19 protein-coding genes are annotated in these 19,790 nt (G+C 44.8%); 9 read left to right on the top strand and 10 right to left on the bottom strand.

The features are described from left to right. Positions 1 to 215 precede the first annotated feature (215 nt). Positions 216 to 1,112: an NAD(P)/FAD-dependent oxidoreductase gene (locus DK187_RS11130; protein WP_111607419.1), complete on the bottom strand. Its 897-nt coding sequence runs from the start codon at positions 1,110 to 1,112 to the stop codon at positions 216 to 218. Between the two features lie 146 nt (positions 1,113 to 1,258). Here DK187_RS11130 and DK187_RS11125 point away from each other — a divergent pair, with 146 nt between their 5' ends. The 4 genes from DK187_RS11125 (at position 1,259) to DK187_RS11110 (ending at position 5,969) form a co-directional block, all read left to right on the top strand. Then, positions 1,259 to 1,696 carry an Rrf2 family transcriptional regulator gene (locus DK187_RS11125; RefSeq protein WP_111607418.1) on the top strand — a complete coding sequence of 146 codons (438 nt, stop codon included), beginning with the start codon at positions 1,259 to 1,261 and terminating at the stop codon, positions 1,694 to 1,696. A 159-nt stretch (positions 1,697 to 1,855) separates the two neighbouring features. Beyond that, on the top strand, positions 1,856 to 2,647 hold the full coding sequence (locus DK187_RS11120) for a DODA-type extradiol aromatic ring-opening family dioxygenase (RefSeq protein WP_111607417.1): 792 nt from the start codon (positions 1,856 to 1,858) through the stop codon (positions 2,645 to 2,647). A gap of 248 nt (positions 2,648 to 2,895) precedes the next feature. Then, entirely contained in the window at positions 2,896 to 4,788 is a 1,893-nt protein-coding gene (locus DK187_RS11115; RefSeq protein WP_162623495.1) for an LTA synthase family protein, read from the top strand. Between the two features lie 344 nt (positions 4,789 to 5,132). Continuing rightward, positions 5,133 to 5,969, top strand: a complete 837-nt coding sequence (locus DK187_RS11110) for an alpha/beta fold hydrolase (RefSeq protein WP_162623494.1) — start codon at positions 5,133 to 5,135, stop codon at positions 5,967 to 5,969. Positions 5,970 to 5,997: 28 nt separating this feature from the next. On the opposite strand, the gene DK187_RS11105 is transcribed toward DK187_RS11110, so the two are convergent. Beyond that, complete coding sequence (locus DK187_RS11105) at positions 5,998 to 6,336, bottom strand: hypothetical protein (protein WP_162623493.1); 339 nt, start codon at positions 6,334 to 6,336, stop codon at positions 5,998 to 6,000. A 64-nt stretch (positions 6,337 to 6,400) separates the two neighbouring features. Continuing rightward, entirely contained in the window at positions 6,401 to 7,285 is an 885-nt protein-coding gene (locus tag DK187_RS11100; protein ID WP_111607413.1) for a phytanoyl-CoA dioxygenase family protein, read from the bottom strand. Positions 7,286 to 7,459: 174 nt separating this feature from the next. Between DK187_RS11100 and DK187_RS11095 the strand changes: the two genes are divergently transcribed. After that, on the top strand, positions 7,460 to 8,845 hold the full coding sequence (locus DK187_RS11095; protein WP_111607412.1) for a Fic family protein: 1,386 nt from the start codon (positions 7,460 to 7,462) through the stop codon (positions 8,843 to 8,845). Positions 8,846 to 8,920: 75 nt separating this feature from the next. Here the strand turns inward: DK187_RS11095 and DK187_RS11090 are convergent, their stop codons facing one another. Next, positions 8,921 to 9,574: a glutathione S-transferase family protein gene (locus DK187_RS11090; protein WP_111607411.1), complete on the bottom strand. Its 654-nt coding sequence runs from the start codon at positions 9,572 to 9,574 to the stop codon at positions 8,921 to 8,923. Positions 9,575 to 9,695: 121 nt separating this feature from the next. On the opposite strand from DK187_RS11090, the gene DK187_RS11085 reads away from it, so the two are divergent. The 3 genes from DK187_RS11085 (at position 9,696) to DK187_RS11075 (ending at position 11,233) form a co-directional block, all read left to right on the top strand. After that, on the top strand, positions 9,696 to 10,556 hold the full coding sequence (locus tag DK187_RS11085; RefSeq protein WP_111607410.1) for a LysR family transcriptional regulator: 861 nt from the start codon (positions 9,696 to 9,698) through the stop codon (positions 10,554 to 10,556). A 148-nt stretch (positions 10,557 to 10,704) separates the two neighbouring features. Beyond that, a complete protein-coding gene (locus DK187_RS11080; protein ID WP_111607409.1) occupies positions 10,705 to 10,887 on the top strand; it encodes a hypothetical protein in 183 nt (60 codons plus the stop codon). A gap of 163 nt (positions 10,888 to 11,050) precedes the next feature. After that, the gene (locus DK187_RS11075; RefSeq protein WP_111607408.1) at positions 11,051 to 11,233 is read left to right on the top strand and encodes a hypothetical protein; all 183 of its coding nucleotides are present in this window, start codon (positions 11,051 to 11,053) and stop codon (positions 11,231 to 11,233) included. 128 nt (positions 11,234 to 11,361) lie between these two features. Here DK187_RS11075 and DK187_RS11070 read toward each other — a convergent pair whose 3' ends face one another. The 6 genes from DK187_RS11070 to DK187_RS11045 form a co-directional block, all read right to left on the bottom strand. Beyond that, positions 11,362 to 13,086, bottom strand: coding sequence for an ABC transporter substrate-binding protein (locus DK187_RS11070; protein WP_111607407.1), 1,725 nt, complete (start codon positions 13,084 to 13,086; stop codon positions 11,362 to 11,364). 81 nt (positions 13,087 to 13,167) lie between these two features. Then, positions 13,168 to 13,440, bottom strand: a complete 273-nt coding sequence (locus DK187_RS11065; protein WP_111607406.1) for a DUF2160 domain-containing protein — start codon at positions 13,438 to 13,440, stop codon at positions 13,168 to 13,170. A gap of 11 nt (positions 13,441 to 13,451) precedes the next feature. Next, positions 13,452 to 14,348, bottom strand: a complete 897-nt coding sequence (locus tag DK187_RS11060; RefSeq protein ID WP_223232280.1) for a carbohydrate ABC transporter permease — start codon at positions 14,346 to 14,348, stop codon at positions 13,452 to 13,454. A gap of 9 nt (positions 14,349 to 14,357) precedes the next feature. Continuing rightward, entirely contained in the window at positions 14,358 to 15,227 is an 870-nt protein-coding gene (locus DK187_RS11055; protein WP_111607405.1) for a carbohydrate ABC transporter permease, read from the bottom strand. After that, on the bottom strand, positions 15,217 to 16,371 hold the full coding sequence (locus DK187_RS11050; protein ID WP_111607404.1) for an ABC transporter ATP-binding protein: 1,155 nt from the start codon (positions 16,369 to 16,371) through the stop codon (positions 15,217 to 15,219). The genes DK187_RS11055 and DK187_RS11050 overlap by 11 nt, the downstream gene beginning before the upstream one ends. 2 nt (positions 16,372 to 16,373) lie before the next feature. Beyond that, a complete protein-coding gene (locus DK187_RS11045) occupies positions 16,374 to 17,462 on the bottom strand; it encodes an ABC transporter ATP-binding protein (RefSeq protein ID WP_111607403.1) in 1,089 nt (362 codons plus the stop codon). 266 nt (positions 17,463 to 17,728) lie between these two features. Here DK187_RS11045 and DK187_RS11040 point away from each other — a divergent pair, with 266 nt between their 5' ends. Continuing rightward, positions 17,729 to 19,777, top strand: coding sequence for a sigma-54-dependent Fis family transcriptional regulator (locus tag DK187_RS11040; RefSeq protein ID WP_223232281.1), 2,049 nt, complete (start codon positions 17,729 to 17,731; stop codon positions 19,775 to 19,777). Positions 19,778 to 19,790 lie beyond the last annotated feature (13 nt).

The raw sequence follows: 19,790 nt of genomic DNA, 5'->3' as shown, positions 1-19,790 counted from the left end.
CGGCTTATTAACATTTATCACGACTTACTTCATACGGTATTGCTCAATCCTGACAGAGTGTTGACTCAGAAGGCATTTTCAGCGCTGTTTAGAGGTTAAGTCGCTTCTTAAAAGCGTATAAAAGGAGATATTCATTACACGAGATTTTCACATAAAACATCAAAAATAAGAGGTGCTAGATAAAAATCATCACCTCAAACACAGAAAAGTAGCGTTTACTCTCGTATTAATGCTTGGTGAGCACCTACACCCGCCATGACACCAGAAGCCGATGCCAGTGTGGCATTTTGCATCGGGTTAGACACATCACCGGCGGCAAACACGCCTTCTATTGACGTTTGTTTAAAAGCATCGGTTTTAATCACCAAACCAAGCGGCCCTTCTTCAAATTCGCATCCAAGCTGTTCTGCAAACGGACTCATCATATGAGTTTTTGGACCAATAAAAAGCGCGGCGACGCGGAGGGTGCGACCATCGGCAAGGTAAACGGAAGTAATTTCTGGTGCTCGTCCCAGTACTTCTAATACAGGGGTGCTTTCAATGGTGACGCCGCGTTTTAATAAAAATGTACGTTGCTCCTCATCCGGTTCATAAAGGCCCTGAGTAAAGTAAGTGGTGGGTCCCCAATCTGGAATCATGCCTGCCTGATGAGCAGACAAAGGACTGGTTGCGATAACGCCGAGTGGTTGATTACGCACTTCATAACCATGGCAATAAGGACAGTGAATAACGGTCGCCCCCCAGCGTTCTTTTAAGCCAGGGATATTGGGCAACTCGTCCCTTAAGCCCGTTGCTAATATGAGCTTCTTACTATTAAGGTAAGTGCCGTCCGTAAGAGCAACTTGAAAGCCCGATGTCTGCCTATTAACGGCGACAGCCTTATCTTTAATAATATTTGCTGTCGGATATTTTAAGAGTTGGCGATAGGCTTCTTGTTGAATCGCCAATGGAGATACGCCGTCCAACCCGAAAAAACCATGGGATTCATCTGCGAATCTATTTCTGGGTTCGCCGGCGTCTATTACGGTGACTTTTCTTTGTCCTCTTGCGAGCTGCATGGCGGCAGATAGGCCCGCAAAACTTCCACCAATCACAATAACGTCAAGTTGCATGAGTTGTTCCTTAGTTTAGTTAAACACAATGACATTATGAAACATCATAAGTTACATGAAACACTGAAGTCAACTCACGATACTTTTAATGTTTCATGAAAAACTGAGTTAGAATGCACGCATCGTTATTCGCTATGAGATTACTGATGAGAAAAGACAGCCGTTTATCCCGCATGTTGCACGTACTGATTCACATGGATCAGCTGAATGCGCCTGCTACCTCCGAAAAAATTGCTAGTATGCTCAATACCAATCCTGTTGTAGTGCGTCGAACCATGGCGGGTTTGCGAGACAAAGGTTACGTTACCTCGGTCAAAGGCCATGGCGGCGGCTGGTCCTTGGCAACGCCCTTATCAAACATTACCCTGCTGGATATTCATAACGCGCTTGGTGAAAGCTCCGTGTTTACTATTGGCCTGTCTGATGAACACACGTCGTGCCCCATTGAGATCGCCGTTAATCAAGCCATTAGTGACGTATTGATTGAAGCTGAAGCCTTATTACTCGAACGCTTCCGAGATGTCACATTAGATGTATTAGCTGTTGGTTTTGCGGATTATCCGCTTAATCAAAAGGAAATATAAACAGTATTTTTATCTACATTATTAATTTAAATGAAATGATGGGTTAACTGGACGCATATTGATCAAGCAAGGTCACAAGCCTAGACTGCTGATATCAAATAAAGCCAATTCAGCTTTTAGTGAGTTGGCTAATTATTCCAGTTTTCGAGGTGAATGATGATGTTACCCACTTATTTTATTTCCCACGGCGGCGGCCCTTGGCCTTATATGCCAGATATGCGCGCTATGTTTTCGAATCTTGAAGCGTCTTTGGTTAAGATGACGCAAGACTTGCCCGAAAACCCCAAAGCGATTTTGATGATTTCTGGTCACTGGGAACGCAAAACTTTCGGCGTTCAATACAGCCCAGCTCCGGGCATGGAATACGATTATTACGGCTTTCCCGCTCATACCTATGCAGTGAAATACCAAGCTCCGGGCGCACCAGATGTCGCCGCTCGTGTGGCTGAACTCATTAAAAGCGCAGGCTTTGCTGTGGATCTGGATGATAAAAAAGGCTTCGACCACGGCGCGTTTGCGCCAATGGCCGTGATGTACCCAAAGGCTGACATGCCATTGGTTCAGTTGTCACTTAAATCGAACCTAAACCCAGAAGAACACATGGCGTTAGGCCGTGCCTTGGCACCATTGCGTGAAGAAGGCATATTAATTGTCGGCAGCGGTTTGAGCTTTCACAACCTTGGCTTAAGAGGGCCGCAAGCGAAAGTACCTTCGAGTGCGTTTGATGCTTGGTTGCAAGAAACCTTGTTAGAATCCGAGCCTGCTGAACGCAGCGCAAGTATTGTTGAGTGGGACAAAGCGCCTTATGCTCGCCTTTGTCACCCAAGGGAAGATCATCTTATTCCGTTGATGGTCGCTCTTGGTGCCGCAGAAAATGGCAAAGCAACTTGCGTTTATCACGATGAAGGACTTTTTGGTGGTTGGACCGCGTCTAGCTTCCGTTTTGATTGAGTCTTTTTTCTTACTTTTATTCACCTTGTGATGGCGCTTGATCAAACCAGATTTAGCGCCATTTTCATGTCGATCTATTTCATCCTCATGGCATATTATCGAGCCGCCATCATGTTTGTGCGTTCAAAAAACTGGTCACAAGATGTCTAGTTGATTTAAAATATGCCGCGTTATTTCGCCGGAAATATTATTTGGCAATGCTTTGCCGCCTACCTCAATCGAGCATGCACACAAATATAGATGAATTTATGAATACCTTTTTTTCAAGCAGTAAAGTGTTTTTATTCTATAAGGTCTTTGTCTTTTTTTATTTTTCGACTCTGATTCTTAAAGCGGCGTTTTTATACTTCAACTTTGATTACTTTAAAGACCTAGAGGCGACAGGCCTTCTGCATGCATTTTTCTGGGGAGGATTTGATCTTGCTGTTGCGGCTTTTTTTGCTTTTGCTTTTTTAGTTATCAATTATCTTTTATTGAATCGGTTTAGTCGCTTGGTTCTGGTGTTTTTACAAGTCGCGTTAATGTCGATGCAATTCTCTGATATGTTGTATTTCGCTGATGCACACCGGCATACCTCCTACGAAGTGACCAGCTTTCTTGCCACGCCTTTTTCGTTGATGACACAGGGCTCGAATATCTTTTTCGACTCAGATAAAACCCTTCCTATTGCTGTCATTGCCGTAGTGCTATTTTATCTGTCGTTTAAAGTGAATGTGAATAGTAGGCATAATGCAGGAAAAGTCGGATTATTAATGTTACCCGTTGAGCTTTTTGTTATTTTGCTTTCAACGGTGTTCTTCTTTCGTGGAGGGTTTTCTGATCTACCTTTGAAGCCTTCTTTTGCGTACACTATTGGCGATAGTAAAAAGGCGATGTTAAGCCTTAATGGTGCTTATAGCACCGCTTTTTCTATCATTAGCGCTCATAATAAGCTTCAGCAAGTGGTGATTAATCATGATAAAGGCAACCTTTCTCATCTGTACCCCGACGATAAGCTGACGTTAAATATAGACAATATTAAAGACTACAATTTAGTGTTTATTTTGCTGGAAAGCTGGTCTCAGGAGAACCAAATTTCGCCAGAAGGTCAAGTCGTCACGCCTTTTTTTCAACAGCTAAAAGCCAAGTCGTTTTCTGCTGACCTGATGATAGCTGGTGGTCATAGGACATCTGAAGGTATTTATTCCATTTTTTGTAGTTCACAAAACCCATTAGGAAAATCCGTTGCTCACACTCAATTAGAGTCTTTTGATTACGAGTGCTTGCCTGAGATTTTGAAGCGAAAAGGTTGGGATACTAGTTTCTTCCAAGGGTCACACAAAAACACGAGCGGTGTCGGCTCTTTTGCTCAAGCAATAGGTTTTGAGAAAAGTTACGGCAAGGAGGATTTTGACGATGACAAAACGCAATATGGCCAAAATGCGTGGGGTTATTATGATCAAGATTTGTACTCCTTCATTATTGATAAGGTCGAAAATACGATTAAAGAGCCATTTTTATTAGGTATTAACACCAACACTACCCACGATATTTCCTTACCAAAAGGTATTGAAGGTGCGTTTACCGATGGTTCGTCTCGTTCCTCTAAATTAAATGTATTGCGCTTTTCTGATCAGGCTCTTGCTGACTTTTTCGCCAAAATGTCTTCGATAGCCTTCGAAAAGCCGGTTGTTTACGCCTTTGTAGCAGATCATACCGCGGGTTTCACTTCCTCTAATTTGTCTGAGTACTCGATTCCTTTCCTGATTTACTCGGCGGGCCATGAGAAGATGGGCACGACCTTTCCGGCGATTACCTCTCAGCGTGATATCGTTCCGACTGTTGCTGGCATGTTAGGCGCGAATATTCCTTGGTTTGCAGGTCGAGATTTGTTTCATATTGACCCTATGTCGGCCTTTGCGGATTATTACCACAATGGGAACTTTGGTTGGTTAACGGGGGATTATTTAACCGAAATTGACCTCGCCACCAATGGTCGAAAATGTTACTCCTGGCGGAAAGATTTCTTAATGAAACAGAGTGTATCTTGCCCTACTGATGTGGATTCACGTGTCAATGATGCACTGACGTTTACTCGTGTTCAGCAAGACTTATTGTTTTCCGGAAAAACACAAGATTTTACTCAATATAAAACGCCGTAAAAATCGTCAAATCGATCAGTCCTCGCCGCTGAGTTGATAGATTCTGTACTTGTTGCTTTAGTCGAGTAGACCGCTTCAAGCTTTTGGTTTGATTGACTGGATCTGATAGTTGTCTGCGATTGTTTAAATGATAAGAAATCTACCTTCCTTGTTTTTCTGTTTTATCATTTGATGAGAAAATAAAGAAACTTAAACGCCAAAAAAGCCAATGTAAAAACTGGTTTTTTTGTTTGCTAATCAAAGAGTTAAACCTTTCATATCAGTAGTCTAGCGTCCATCATTAAAGATGGCATGTGCCTTGCTATTTATCCAAATAAATATAAAAACAATGAGAGGGCACTATTTTGGAAGATTTATACACATCCGTTCAAGGCTATACGATTCGTTATCGAGACACTGGCGGTGAAAAGCCGGTCCTGTTACTGACTCATGGTATTGGCTCATCGCTAGAAACCTGGGAGGCGCAAGCGGATGCTTTAGCAGACCATCTGAGAGTCATCAGCTGGGATTTACCCGGTCATGGCCTGTCAGATATTCCCCATGATGCCTTTGGCATAGAAACATATGCACGTTTCGCATGGTATTTTTTAGATGCTCTAAAAATTGATCAAACGATTGTCGGCGGAAATTCTATGGGGGGAGGAATCAGTGTGCATATGATGAATGCCTACCCTGAACGCGTTACTCACGCCGTTTTATTAAATGCAGCAGGGCTTGGCAAAGACTCTCCACTTCCATTTCGCTTGATGTCGCTACCTATTTTAGGGGACTTGATGTCAAAGCCCGGAAAGATGGCCATTGATAACCAGATCAAAGCCATTTTTTATAATCAAGAAGAGGTGACTGACAAATCAAAAGCCATTATTGCTCGAAATGTTATGCGAGAAGGGGCTCAAGCGGCCTTTGTTGCGACACTGAAAGAAATAACGACGATATTCGGTCAGCGAAAAAGTCTCTATAGCAAAACGCTCGCCATTTTATCGGCAACGAAAAAGCCCGTCTTATTTATTCATGGCAGGCATGATGTGGTGATACCACTGGCGCATTCGCAACATGCTCAAGCCATGACGCCAGCTTCTAAGCTGATTATTTTAGAAGAGTGCGGCCATACGCCACAACTTGAAAAGCCAGTGGAAGTGAATAAACGGCTAACGGAATTTCTCCTCGAACACGAGGCGTAATTTTTAACACGTAAGTTGCTGCGATTGGCTAACTGTTCTTGGTTTTTTTGGTCGTATATTTCTTGGTGGCTCTGGATCGAAAGCCTGATCTAGCGCCGACCTGTTTGATTCGACCTTTCATCTCAAGCATGGCGATTTTGATTTTTTTATTCGAAACCGCCAAGGCCTTTAACTGCTCGATTTCTTTTAATGCCTCGGCAAACTGTTTTTGTTTAAGCAAGATTTCAACCACTCTGTACATATCAGCAACGACTTCTGTGTGATCAGTAGAGAAGTTAGACAAGCTGATTTCAAACGCGTTTCTCGCATTGTTTAATGTCTCATCGGGTTGATCTGCTTGTTCGTCGTTGCGTGTCATTGTTGTCATGAAAGCCTTGGGAAGAATAGAGTGAATGCTGTATTTTACGGGAAATCATAGCGTTTGCGGTAGGTTATAATTGGCGTTTAAAGTCGAGTCGCAATACTTGTCTAGGAAGGGCAGAAACATTGGCCGAAAACGTGTGCAGACAGCGCGGATCAAACACGATGATATCGCCTGCGGCACCGGTTAAGGTGACAACCTTTTGTTCGATGCCATGCAGCGAATTGCCTTCTTCTATGAATCGTTGAATTCTCTGGTCAGGGGAACCCTCTTTAACCAGCTCTTGGAACCAAGGGTCTTCTTGAATGAGGGGGGCTAAAACCTGATCCATGGGCAGTAGCGTGACGTCTTCAGGGTTTTCAAACAGTCCGCTGTTCACCGATTCAAAGGCGTTTATTAACGCCGCGTTATTGGATGTTCCTAGTGCTGTTGCGAGACGTTCCGCTCGTCGATGAGAGCCAGATACGACCGTTGTTGGCCCCATATCGGCAGTGACATTATCGAGAAATACAAAAACAAACAGACTCCACGGTTCGGTGTCACCCACCACAGCAGGTTCATCGCAGTGCCAAGATTTATGAGGCACATTCCAAGCTGACTCTGAGCCTGGAAAACTTAATAAAGAATACCAAAGGTCTAGCGGACGCCAAGTGTGAGCGCCAAATACGTGGTCGATAACAGGTTGAATAGCGTGCTCTATTTCGTCCAATTTCCCCGATGCTTTTAGATCTCGCATTATCGACCCCATACCGTTTAGCCGTTTTGCACCAGCGTCTCCGACAGGGTTGTGAGCATTGGAAAACCAAGTGCTAGGTTCATCAAGATGAATGCCAAATTTGTGGCTCACTTCCTGCCAAAGATGGCTTTGTACATCGGCAACCATATCAACATCAATGACATTGGCAAGCTTAAGGATTCCTTTGTTCTGGAAATCTTCATGTTTAGAGAATGTCATCGAATTGGCTTCCCGTTCAGCATTAGCGTTTTAATTTAGGCCCATCATACCATTGGGTTGGGGTGAAAGGAGGTGTGCCATCTAGAAATACTTATCTCAAAATAGTGTTTTTTTGAGACAGATATTCTTTTCTTTGCTATCTTTATCTCAATTATTCTTGTTTTTGAGATAGTTATGATTGCTTTAGCCCCTAAAGAATTAATAAAAAATCCCACAAAATACCTTTCTGAGCATTACCCTGAATCTGTTTTTGATTATGTAGAGTATATGCTGCCAGTAGATAACAGAGGGCGATATTTTCATTTTGATGAACTCAAGTATCGCTTGCCTAAAAAGCTAGACTTTGCATTGGTTTGGTCGTTGCTCAAAGAGGCTAGAGATAAGCAAAAGCATACTCTTTATTTCATTGGTGATTATGAAGATTTTAGTTTACCTAGTTTTTATCTCACGCTAACCATCCAAAAAGCCATCAGTGAGACGGATCGAAATACAACAACCGCTGCATTGGAGTGGATGTGTAACAAGATCGGTGAGCAGAAGCATCTAGACTATTTATTGAATGACCTGATTGAAGACGAAGCCATCAGCAGCAGTCAGTTAGAAGGGGCAGCCACCACAACGAAAGTCGCAAAAGATATGCTGAAACGGGCGAGAAAGCCTAGAAGCCTTGATGAAAAAATGATTCTTGGTAATTTCAGAATGATGAAGTTTGCGTGGGAACATAGGAACAAAGCTCTTTCGGTTGAATTTATCGAGGAACTTCACCAGATCGGTGTGGAAGGTATTGAAGATGATAAATACAAACCGGGTATGATTCGAACGACTGATGATGTGGTGGTAGAGAACAATGACGGTGAAGTGGTTCATACGCCACCCAAAGCCGAATCCTTAAGTAGTCGACTTGATATGTTGGTGAGATGGGTCAATCAGTCACATCATGATGCGGAAAGTTCGGGTTATATCCATCCTCTGGTGAAGGCTATCACGCTACATTTCAGGATTGGCTACGAACACCCTTTCCATGATGGTAATGGTCGGGTTGCTAGGGCGCTGTTTTATTGGTACATGTTTAAAAACGAGTTTGCAGCGTTTCGTTATATTGCGATCAGCTTGTTATTGAAAGAAGCGCCTGTGCAATACGGTAAAAGCTATCTTTATACCGAAACGGACGAGATGGATTTAACCTACTTTGTTGATCATCAGTGTCGAATTATCATTCGGGCCATTAATAAATTTAAAGCTTCCTACAAGGAGTCAGTAGAGCAAACCGAAGTGTTTAACAAGTGGTTGTGGGATTCTGGCTTGTATCGTCAGTTGACCGATAAGCAGCAGACGGTTTTTCAAGTGGCAAAAAGTGAGAAAGCCGTTTCTTTTACCATCAACAATGTGAAAGACAACTTGGGTTGTTCCTACAACACCGCCGCGACTGTATTGAATGGGTTGGTTGAATTGCAACTGTTTAAAAAGTTGAAAGATGGCCGTGAATGGGTGTACAAAATGATTGACCAGAAAGAATTGGTTAAATCATGGCAGGCTGATACGAAACAATTTAAAGATTAATTGGCCTTTTGATACATAAAAAACGAAAGTCATCATTGGCTTTCGTTTTTTGTTGGATGATGAATCACCAAAAAATTAAATGGCTTCGCCTGTTTCAGCTTGAGAGATTATTTCAATTTCTGCCACAGAATCTTCTAACCATGCTTGCATGTCTGGGCGTGCGAGCATGGTTTTGTGGTAGGCGCTGGCGGCGTCCGAAAGTTGGACGCCGTAAGTCGAAAAGCGGAAGACAACGGGCGCAAAAAAGACATCGGCAAAGCTGAATTCACCAAATAAGTAGTCGCCATTTTGGGCGTGTTTAGTGCGTAAACCAGACCAGAGAGCATCTAGGGTTGCGGCTTCCTTTTTTGCCTTGTCACTGAGCTCGACTCGACGTTTCGCACGACAGTTCATCGGCATTTCGTTGCGAATAGCAAATAATCCAGAGTGCATATCAGCCACAATTGAGCGTGCTACGGCGCGGTTGTTTTTGTCCGCAGGCCAGCCTTTTCCATCCAAATAGTTTTCATTGATGTACTCGCAAATAGCGAGAGAATCCCACACGCTTAAATCACCATCCACCAATACGGGTACTTTGCTGACGGGAGTGTATTTGGCTAGTTCAGTGCGGAATTCGTCGCTAAACAGGCTGAGTTTTATTTCTTCAAATGGAATGTTGAAGGCTTTTAACGCCAACCAACCCCTTAAAGACCAAGATGAGTAATTTTTATTGCCGATGATCAGTTTCATTTTGCAAGGTTCCTTTTTGATGTCTCTACTGGCTAAGAAATGCATTATTGCTGCTTGTTTTTCTGACGACTAACGAATAGTTTTGATGTTTCCTATTCCAAACCTTGATAGATGATTTTTCATGGACATTGATTCACTCCGTAGCTTTATTGCTTTTGTTGATACGGGCAGTTTTACCCGTGCGGCAAAACAGACGTTTCGTACACAAAGTGCCATCAGTATGCAGATGAAAAAGCTGGAAGAAGAAACCGGACATGCTCTGTTTGTGAAAGAAGGCCGTAACCTTGGCTTGACGGAACAAGGTCAGCATTTGGTGAGTTATGCCAGACGTCTTATTTCTTTGCATGATGAAGCGTTAGGGCATTTTTCTACTCATCTTCAACATCCACCTTTGACCATTGGTTGTCCTGACGATTATGCTGAATCGATATTGCCTTCCATCGTGGACTTGATTCGTCAGATCCTGCCACAGCAGAGTCTTCGAGTCGTTTGTGATTGCAGTACGCAACTACGTTTGATGCTAGATCAAGGCAAAATAGATGTCGCTATTTTGACCCGTGCACCAGATGCGGAAGAAGGCTATCTGCTTAAACACGATTCTGGCGTGTGGGTGAAGGGAGAAAATCTGCAAACGGATGAACCAATAGAAAAGCAAAATCCCTTGTCTTTGGTGTTGTATGAACCTGATTGCAAGTTTCACAGCACAGCCATTGATGGGCTAGAAAAACAGGGGCGAGAATATCGATTGATGTGCAGTAGTTCCAGTGCTACGGCGATTAAAGGTTTGCTGCGCAAAGGCCAAGGTATCAGTGCGATGGCGCGATCCAGTGTTTCCTATGGCCTCAGTATTGTTGAAGATTTTACTCTCCCTGCATTACCCTCTGTCGATATTGTGCTCGCTGTTGCACCTATTCCTCACCCTATGTTTGCGTCTCATTTAGCGGCAGAGATTAGTCAGCGCTTTTTCGGGCAAAATCATTAACGTCGGGTTCAATGGAGGATGGTCTTGAAAAGGAAAAGTCAGTGATCTTTGCATAACGAAAATCTTAGTCATGATGGTGTAAAGCCGTACACTGGTGTGAAACAGGGTTTGCTATGCTTCTTCAACGTTAAAAATTGAGGAAACAAAGATGCGAACAGCTTTGCTTATTATGGCTTTTAGCCTTGTGTCGTTAACAGGCTGTGAAATAAACCGAGTTGGCGGAAAATTGGCTGGCATTGATATTGAAGCGAAAAGTGATGTCGGGCAAAAAGAGAGTGGTCAATCCGGTAAATTTTGTCCACCTGGGCAAGCGAAAAAAGGCAGCTGTTAGATTTCGGGCTATTTTCGCTCTGTTACATTGATAATGATTATTATCCTTGTAGATTTCTGTAAATACTTCAATTTTTTACATAACTTTTCTCATTTATGACAGAGTAAATGGAAAAAGTTGTCTATGGTTATGTAGTCACCATGCATCTACGGAGAGAACCCGCATGAACAGAAAAGATGACCGCATACAGCATTTGGTTAGTCTGCTTGAAAACTTAGAAAAAGTATCGCTTCAAGATATTGCCCAAATACCACCTTCACAGCAGCATATACTGGTGGAAAAAATCGAAAGCTTGCAGGATGAGCTGAAAGCCTTGATGGCAGATGATCAACCCATGACGCATTGATACCTTGTTTAGCCTACCTTATTGATTATTCTAAATCCTATTTGCGTCTTGTTTTTTTACCAAGCAAAAAAAAGACCGGCCTAGGCCGGTCAAAGGTTCAGAGTGCTGTGGACAATAACGAGAAGATCTTATTCCCAAGAACGAAGTAGGTCGTCGTAAGAGACCGTTACGCCTTGTGGTTTTTCGTTAGCCAATTTTGGTTTTGGAGAACCAGGTTGCGCTAACCAGTAAGCTTCGTCACGTGGTTGGTTCATTTTTGGTCCGCATATTGGTTGTACGTTAGCGCGTTCCAAACGTTCCATTACCTTGTCTTGTGCTTCCGCTAGGCCGTTAAGTGCTTCTTGTGGTGTCGCTTCCCCGCTTGCGGCTTGGGAAATGTACTGCCACCAAAGTTGCGCTAGCTTAGGATAATCTGGCACGTTAATCCCAGTTGGTGACCATTGTTTGCGTGCTGGTCCTTTGTAGAATTCAACCAAGCCACCCAATTTAGGCGCGGCAGCGGCCATTTCTGGAGAGTTGATATCTGACTCACGAATCGGCGTCAAACCGACCAAGGTTTTCTTCAAAGAAACGGTTTTTGCTGTGGTGAACTGAGCGTACAACCACGCGGCCAGACGACGGTCTTCTGGTGTTGAGTTCATGAAGGTCCAAGCCCCCACGTCTTGATAACCTTTCTTCATGCCTTCTTCCCAGTATGGTCCTACTGGAGAAGGTGCCATGCGCCATTTTGGCGTGCCATCTTCATTCACAACCGGAAGGCCTGGCGACGTCATGTCAGCGGTAAATGCGGTATACCAGAAGATTTGTTGTGCGACACCACCTTGCGCTGGCACTGGGCCAGATTCAGAGAAGGTCATACCTTGTGCTTCTGGTGGCGCGTACTTACGCAACCATTCAACGTATTTGGTCGTCGCATATACGGCAGCTGGGCCGTTGGTTGCGCCACCACGAGAAACACTGGATCCAACCGGAGAGCAGGCATCTTTGATACGAATGCCCCATTCATCTACAGGTAAACCGTTTGGTGTGCCTTTATCGCCAGCACCTGCCATAGAGAACCAAGCATCGGTAAAGCGCCAGCCTAGAGAAGGGTCTTTTTTACCGTAATCCATGTGGCCATAAACACGCGTGCCATCAACATTTTGCACTTTATCGGTGAAGAACTCGGCAATGTCTTCATAAGCGGACCAGTTAACAGGCACACCTAGCTCATAGCCGTAAATGGATTTGAATTTTTCTTTCAAATCTGGACGTGCAAACCAGTCAGCACGGAACCAATAAAGGTTAGCAAACTGTTGGGTTGGTAATTGGTAAAGCTTGCCATCTGGCCCTGTAGTGAAATCCAGACCGATAAAGTCGGCAAGATCTAAGGTGGGTGATGTAAACTCTTTGCCATCGCCGGTCATCATGTCGGAAATAGGCACCACTTTACCGTAGCGGAAGTGTGTACCGATCAAGTCAGAATCGTTCACATAGGCATCGTAAATGTTGCGACCAGACTGCATTTGCGTTTGCAGTTTTTCAACGACGTCACCTTCTTGGATCAAGTCATGGTTGACTTTAATCCCCGTGATTTCTTGGAAGGCTTTGGCTAAGACTTGTGACTCGTATTTGTGAGTCGTTAAGGTTTCAGACGCCACGTTGATTTCCATACCGCGAAACTTTTTCGCAGCCTCGGTAAACCATTGTAATTCGTCTAACTGTTGTTGTTTACTCAGCGTCGAAACTGTGAATTCCGTGTCTACCCATTTCTTGGCAGCGTCAGAATACGCGTCGGCCCATAAGCTAGCCGAGTGCATCATGACAGCAAAGGGTAAGGCGGCGAGTGCAATTTTTTTCTTATTGTAGTGCATAATTTACCTCAACAAAGTTTAGTTTTTCTATGTGGCTTCCATGCCAAATAATCCATCGTTCCTATTGATTAGGGACGCTGACTAGCCCCAGCGCATTAGAATCACCATCCAAAATGCGCACAGGACGGTTGCCACCGCGATGTTCACATCCGTTAGTGCAACGAATGCAAGGTGGATAAAGGCACTGCTCAGCAGGCCTATGAATAAGCGATCACCACGTGTCGTGGCCAGTGGCAAAAAGCCACGGCGCTCTACACAAGGTGAAATAATTTGCCATGTGGTCATGCCGACCAAGATCACAGCAATGCCGATAAAAAACAGGGCAGTCGGTAATGTCCAAGACATCCAAGCCATAATAATTCTCCTTACACTCGACCAAGGGCAAAGCCCTTCGCCACATGGTTACGAACGAAGTAAATGACCAGCATCCCCGGCAGAATAGTCAGTACACCTGCGGCGGCGAGCAACCCCCAATCCATACCCGACGCCGAGACGGTTCGGGTCATGATGGCCGCGATAGGCTTGGCATCGACCGACGTCAACGTTCGTGCTAGCAGTAGCTCTACCCAAGAGAACATGAAGCAGAAGAAGGCCGTTACACCGATGCCTGAGCGAATCAAAGGAATGAAGATGCGTACGAAAAATTTTGGAAAGGAGTAGCCATCGATGTACGCCGTTTCGTCTATTTCACGTGGCACGCCACTCATAAAGCCTTCTAGAATCCATACCGCTAATGGCACGTTGAACAAACAGTGCGCCAAGGCCACCGCAATATGGGTATCGAACAGACCGACTGAGGAATACAGTTGGAAAAAAGGTAATAGGAATACCGCTGGTGGTGCCATTCGGTTGGACAACAACCAGAAGAACATGTGCTTGTCACCAATGAACTTATAGCGGCTAAACGCATAAGCGGCAGGCAGAGCTACTAATAAGCTAATCACCATGTTCATGGATACGTAGAATATGGAGTTGACGTAACCCATGTACCATGTTGGATCACCAAAGATCTTGGCGTAGTTGGCTAGGGTAAAATTCTCAGGGAAAAAGGACAATCCGCTGAGAATCTCGGTATTGGTTTTGAACGACATGTTTACAAGCCAATAGATTGGCAGTAACAGCAATACAATGTACAGCGCTAGGCCAAAGCGACCACGTAGATTCGCGTTGCGGATTTTGCGTTCCGCGCGGCTATACACGGGCGCTTGTTCTTTGGTGACTTTATAAGCGTGTTCTATGGGTTTCGTTGACGATTGCGTCATGATCCGCTCCTACTTGTCTTTTTGCATGTTCATGATGGTGGTGTAGAACACCCAGCACACGAGCAAGATGATTAAGAAGTACACTAGAGAGAACGCGGCCGCAGGACCAAGGTCAAACTGGCCGATGGCTTGTTGTACTAACGACTGACTCAAGAAAGTCGTGGAGCTGCCTGGGCCGCCCCCTGTAAGCACAAAGGGTTCGGTATAAATCATGAAAGAGTCCATGAAGCGCAATAACACACCAATAATTAGCACGTTAGTGAGTTTAGGCAGTTGGATATAGCGGAATACAGCCCAGCGAGAGGCTTGGTCGATACGCGCCGCTTGGTAATACACCTCAGGAATGGCTCGCAAACCGGAATAACACAACAGCGCGATTAAAGGAGTCCAGTGCCAGACGTCCATTAATACCACGGTTAGCCAAGCGTCGGTCGGGTCAGAGGCGTAGTTGTAATCGACACCGATACTACTCATAAATGCCCCAAATAACCCAATGTCAGCGCGGCCAAATATTTGCCAAATCGTACCGACTACGTTCCATGGGATCAGCAGGGGAATCGCAACCAAGATCAAAGCCAATGACGCCCCGCGACCCTTGGTTGGCATCATCAATGCCACGCAAATGCCCAATGGCACTTCAATGGCCAAGATGGTGAAAGAGTAAAGGAATTGGCGTAGTAAGGCTTCGTGCAAGCGGCTGTCCAGCATCACTTGTTTGAACCATTCTGTGCCAACAAAGTAACGTGTATAGGGGTCAAAAATATCCTGTACCGAATAATTGACCACTGTCATTAATGGAATAATGGCAGAGAAGGCCACAATGAGAAAAACCGGTAAAACAAGGAACCATGCCTTGTTGTTTTCGACTTTAATTTGCATGCTGGATCTCCTTTTTCTTGTCGTGATCGACAGCAGAATCGGTTAAGTCAACCAAGTAATCGTCTACATAGACCTTGGTCCACTGTTCTGGAAAACTCACATAAATTTGCCCAGAAGGAACTTTCTGATCTTCACTGAGGCGGGCTTTCATCACTTGCCCATGAAACAAGAAAGACAAAATCTTGTAAGTACCCAGGTCTTCTACATAGTCCACATCAACATGAAACGCGTCGCTGTTTTTACCGTCCCAAACGTGGACAAATTCTGGACGAATGCCCAAGGTGACTTTATTGGCTCCCATGGCTTTTAAGCGTGTCAGCATGGCATCGCTGACGGAGATTTCATGGTCACCAAACATGAGAGCTTCTTTCCCGCCTTGATTTTTCAGTTCAGCGTCAAAAAAGTTCATGCCAGGGCTACCGATAAAGTAGCCAACGAAAGTGTGCGCAGGATTTTCGAATAACTCTCGAGGTGTGCCGAACTGGACGATTTGCCCGTTGTACATGACGGCAATTTTGTCGGCGAAGGTCGAGGCTTCTAATTGATCGTGGGTCACATACACCATGGTGATATTGAACTGTTCATGGATTTGTTTGAGCTTACGACGTAGTTTCCATTTCAACTGAGGGTCGATAACGGTGAGGGGTTCATCAAACAAAATCGCCGATACATCGTCACGTACTAAGCCGCGACCCATAGAGACTTTTTGTTTCTGATCCGCCGACAAGCCTTTGGCTTTGCGTTTTAGCTGGTCCGACAGTTCGAGAATTTCAGCCACTTCATAGACTTTTGATTTCACCTTGTATTCCGGCACGCCAATATTGCGCAAGGGAAAGGCTAAGTTATCAAACACCGTCATGGTGTCGTATACCACAGGGAACTGAAACACTTGTGCAATGTTACGTTCTTCCGGTTTTAGCTCATTGACGCGCTTGCCATCGAACAAGACCTCACCATTAGACGGTTTCAGCAGGCCAGAAATAATATTCAGCAGGGTGGATTTTCCGCAACCGGACGGACCCAATAAAGCAAAGGCACCGCCTTGTTCCCAAACGTGAGTCATTTCACGAATCGCGTAGTCTTCTGGTTTGGTTGGATTCTCTGTGTAGGTATGCGCTAAGGCATTTAGGGTAATAGAAGCCATGATTATTGATCCCTCATGCGAGCGGGGGAATGCACCATCTTGCCTTGGGCATCGAAGGCGTAAAGCTTGTGCGTTGGGAAGTAGACCTTAATTTCTTGATCCACTTGGTAGGCATGAACCCCAGATAGGTGCAGTACCAAATCAAAATGCGGATTATGGACGTGCAAGAAGGTTTCCGAGCCACTAATTTCTGCCAGATCAACGCGAACGGGCAATTCCAAATCATCGTCTGAATGAGGGACGAGACCAATATGTGAGGCACGTACACCAAACTGATATTCACCCGGTGTAAGACGACGCAAATCGCTGTTTAAACGGAAATGTACCGTATCGTCGAAGGTGACTTCTTCTTCGCTGACGCGACCAGGAACCACATTGATGGGCGGTTCAGAGAACATTTCTGCGGTAATGATGTCTTTTGGCTGATGATAAACCTCAGCGGTTGGTCCCATTTGCAGCAAACGCCCTTCGTTTAAGACGGCGGTGTTGCCACCTAACGCTAATGCTTCATTGGGCTCTGTGGTGGCATATACCGCGATGCAATTACGTGCTTTGAACAAGGCGCGTAATTCTTGACGAAGCTCTTCCCGTAGCTTGTAATCAAGGTTAACCAATGGCTCATCGAAGAGGATAATTTGTGAATCTTTGACCAAGGCTCTCGCCATGGCGGTGCGTTGTTGTTGGCCGCCAGAGAGTTGTAATGGAAGACGATCAAGAAAAGGATCGATGCGCAACATCGCCGCGGTTTCACGTACACGGCGGTCGACTTCTTTTTCATCCATTTTTGCCAGACGCAAAGGTGAAGCGATGTTTTCGTACACGGTGAGGTTGGGGTAGTTGATGAACTGTTGGTACACCATGGAGATGTTACGTTCGCGCACTGGCACACCAGTGACGTCCACCCCATTCATGAGGATTTTCCCTTTGGTTGGACGGTCAAGACCGGCCATAAGGCGCATCAGCGTGGTTTTACCGGACAGCGTGCGTCCAAGTAGAACGTTGAAAGAGCCGGGTTCGAGAGACAGGTTTACCTGATCGATCCACGTCTCACCTTCAACAACGCGCGATACATTCTGCAGCGTCAGAGACATTGTGAGTACCTTTTTGTTGTTATTGTTTTTTTAAGTGCGATCGTCTTGTTGATCATTAAAAGCTCAAAAGCGAACGCACCTTGATGGATAAGTACATTACAAAAGCTGTGCCAAAAATAATTTTCCTGTATTAATTTTGTTTAAGTGATTGATAAATATAATTTTTATTATATTTCCGTATTGTTTTTGGTAGTTTTCGCTTTTGAAAAAGGACTGTTCACGAGTGTTCAAAGTGTTTACAGTCTGCTCATTACAATGAACATTTCATGCACAGTTTTGATGTTTACACCGCTGTGTTGGAGTTGGAAATGCAAGATGAAAAAGAACAAAAACAACCACAAACGGCGACCATATCCACAGACATTGCGTCCACTGCGGAGGCGGGGCTGACACAGACTCACAAAGAGAGAATTCAAGCGTCTTGGTATCGTTGTGAACAGTTCGGTTTGGACCACGGTAGTCGTCCAGATTTTGCGACTCTGCCAAAAGGCACCCTGAGTGACCTAATAGACCAGCATCGTAGTTTGCTAGAAACGACAGAAAACGAAGTGCTGCCGTACTATGAAAATATTCTGAGTAATTCGGCTTGCATGATTGTCTTGGCTGATCGTCAAGGTCATGTGCTGAACACATGGGGGCAGCCGCGTTTTGGTAGTGCTGCGCAACATGGTTTGGTCGGTGGTAATCAATGGAGTGAAATGGGCGCGGGCACGAATGCCATCGGTACTGCTTTGATCACGGGTGAAGCGATTCAAGTGGGTCGTGATGAACACTTTTTGCGCGCCAATCGTTTTATGGTCGGTTCAGCGTCGCCCATTTACAACACCAAAAACGATTTGGTCGGAGTGTTGGACATTTCTTCCGACGCGTATTTACCCCAAGATCATACTTTTGGCATGGTCAAACTCATGTCTTTGAGCGTCGAAAATCGTCTGATATTTTCGGCCTTTCAGCAAGAACATTTTATCCTCAGCTTTAATACCAATGTGGTCAGTTTGGACAGTCATTGGTCCGGTATTTTGGTGCTTGACGAAAACGGCACCATTGTGTCGGCAAATCGTCGCGCGGAGGTGGTGTTGGCACGAGACTTAGCCTTGTTGAACATCAATCAAGTGTTTGATATTGAAATGCGTGAAATCAAACATCATCCTTATAGTTTGCCGATGAAACTGATTGCCATGGGGCGTTATCAGTTTTATGTCAAAGTGATTCCGCCAGTACAGCAAATTATGCGTGTACCAGACTTTCGTCAGCGTGCTGATTACGTTGCCCCGCCTCAATCAGAAGCCATTGTTATGAATGAAAAAAATTCGTCACCAGATAAGGTGAAGGATACGGAGAAACCGTCCTCAATCGCCATCCCAGATAACGTCATTCCATTGGCTGAACTACAACATGGAGATGAGCGAGTAGAGCGTTTGGTGCGTCAAGCCCATAAGATCATGGAAAAAGACATTCCAATTTTGATTCATGGGGAAACCGGGGCGGGGAAGGAGATATTCGTACGCAGTTTGCACTATCACAGCTCTCGTGCCAAAGAGATGCTGGTGGCGGTAAATTGCGCGGCCATTCCGGCTGAGCTGGTAGAGTCTGAACTTTTTGGTTACGAAAAAGGCGCTTTTACAGGTGCGCAAAATCGAGGCTCAATCGGTTTGATTCGTCGTGCACATCGAGGCACGTTATTTCTGGATGAAATCGGTGAAATGCCCATGGCGGTGCAGTCGCGTTTATTGCGTGTTTTACAAGAAAGAGTGGTGACGCCATTAGGCTCAACGGAAGCCTTTCCTGTTGATATTAAACTCATTTCAGCCACTAATCGCACCTTAAAAGACGAAGTAAAAGAAGGCCGTTTCCGCCAAGATTTATACTATCGAATTTCGGGTTTGAACATAGAGTTACCCGCATTGCGTGATCGAACCGACAAAGCAGAATTGATTCAATACCTACACAATCGCTTGCGTAAAGAAGAACCCGGCCCTGCTTTATCGTCAGATATGCTTGAATTATTGGTCAGACACCCCTGGCCGGGTAACATGCGTCAACTTGCTCATGTACTGAAAGTCGGCATGGCCATGGCCGATGAGGAAGTATTGGAAGAATGGCACTTGCCTGATGATTTCTTTGATGATCTGGATGCTTCCGCATCATTTGATCTAACAGCGTCTGCATCGACAGAACAAGATGAACCCTTAGAAAGACTGATTCCTCGCCTGTTAAGCGAATTCAAAGGTAATGTTTCACAAACCGCCAAAACGGCTGGCGTCAGCCGTAATACGGTTTATAAATACGCGAAAGGGAAAGAAAATGATGTATAGACGTGCAAGGTAA

This window comes from Marinomonas arctica (genome assembly GCF_003259225.1).
GTDB classification, from domain to species: domain Bacteria; phylum Pseudomonadota; class Gammaproteobacteria; order Pseudomonadales; family Marinomonadaceae; genus Marinomonas; species Marinomonas arctica.
The sequence above is the reverse complement of the archived record's forward strand: the minus strand, read 5'-3'. Positions and strand labels throughout refer to the sequence as shown.

Excerpts from the sequence above, each read along its gene's own strand:
- DK187_RS11125 (WP_111607418.1), top strand. The coding sequence starts at position 1,259 with ATGAGAAAAGACAGCCGTTTATCCCGCATGTTGCACGTACTGATTCAC.
- DK187_RS11060 (WP_223232280.1), bottom strand. The coding sequence starts at position 14,348 with ATGACGCAATCGTCAACGAAACCCATAGAACACGCTTATAAAGTCACC.
- DK187_RS11090 (WP_111607411.1), bottom strand. The coding sequence starts at position 9,574 with ATGAAACTGATCATCGGCAATAAAAATTACTCATCTTGGTCTTTAAGG.
- DK187_RS11095 (WP_111607412.1), top strand. The coding sequence starts at position 7,460 with ATGATTGCTTTAGCCCCTAAAGAATTAATAAAAAATCCCACAAAATAC.
- DK187_RS11075 (WP_111607408.1), top strand. The coding sequence starts at position 11,051 with ATGAACAGAAAAGATGACCGCATACAGCATTTGGTTAGTCTGCTTGAA.
- DK187_RS11100 (WP_111607413.1), bottom strand. The coding sequence starts at position 7,285 with ATGACATTCTCTAAACATGAAGATTTCCAGAACAAAGGAATCCTTAAG.
- DK187_RS11045 (WP_111607403.1), bottom strand. The coding sequence starts at position 17,462 with ATGTCTCTGACGCTGCAGAATGTATCGCGCGTTGTTGAAGGTGAGACG.
- DK187_RS11055 (WP_111607405.1), bottom strand. The coding sequence starts at position 15,227 with ATGCAAATTAAAGTCGAAAACAACAAGGCATGGTTCCTTGTTTTACCG.
- DK187_RS11105 (WP_162623493.1), bottom strand. The coding sequence starts at position 6,336 with ATGACAACAATGACACGCAACGACGAACAAGCAGATCAACCCGATGAG.
- DK187_RS11085 (WP_111607410.1), top strand. The coding sequence starts at position 9,696 with ATGGACATTGATTCACTCCGTAGCTTTATTGCTTTTGTTGATACGGGC.
- DK187_RS11050 (WP_111607404.1), bottom strand. The coding sequence starts at position 16,371 with ATGGCTTCTATTACCCTAAATGCCTTAGCGCATACCTACACAGAGAAT.
- DK187_RS11115 (WP_162623495.1), top strand. The coding sequence starts at position 2,896 with ATGAATACCTTTTTTTCAAGCAGTAAAGTGTTTTTATTCTATAAGGTC.
- DK187_RS11070 (WP_111607407.1), bottom strand. The coding sequence starts at position 13,086 with ATGCACTACAATAAGAAAAAAATTGCACTCGCCGCCTTACCCTTTGCT.
- DK187_RS11040 (WP_223232281.1), top strand. The coding sequence starts at position 17,729 with ATGCACAGTTTTGATGTTTACACCGCTGTGTTGGAGTTGGAAATGCAA.
- DK187_RS11120 (WP_111607417.1), top strand. The coding sequence starts at position 1,856 with ATGTTACCCACTTATTTTATTTCCCACGGCGGCGGCCCTTGGCCTTAT.
- DK187_RS11080 (WP_111607409.1), top strand. The coding sequence starts at position 10,705 with ATGCGAACAGCTTTGCTTATTATGGCTTTTAGCCTTGTGTCGTTAACA.
- DK187_RS11130 (WP_111607419.1), bottom strand. The coding sequence starts at position 1,112 with ATGCAACTTGACGTTATTGTGATTGGTGGAAGTTTTGCGGGCCTATCT.
- DK187_RS11065 (WP_111607406.1), bottom strand. The coding sequence starts at position 13,440 with ATGGCTTGGATGTCTTGGACATTACCGACTGCCCTGTTTTTTATCGGC.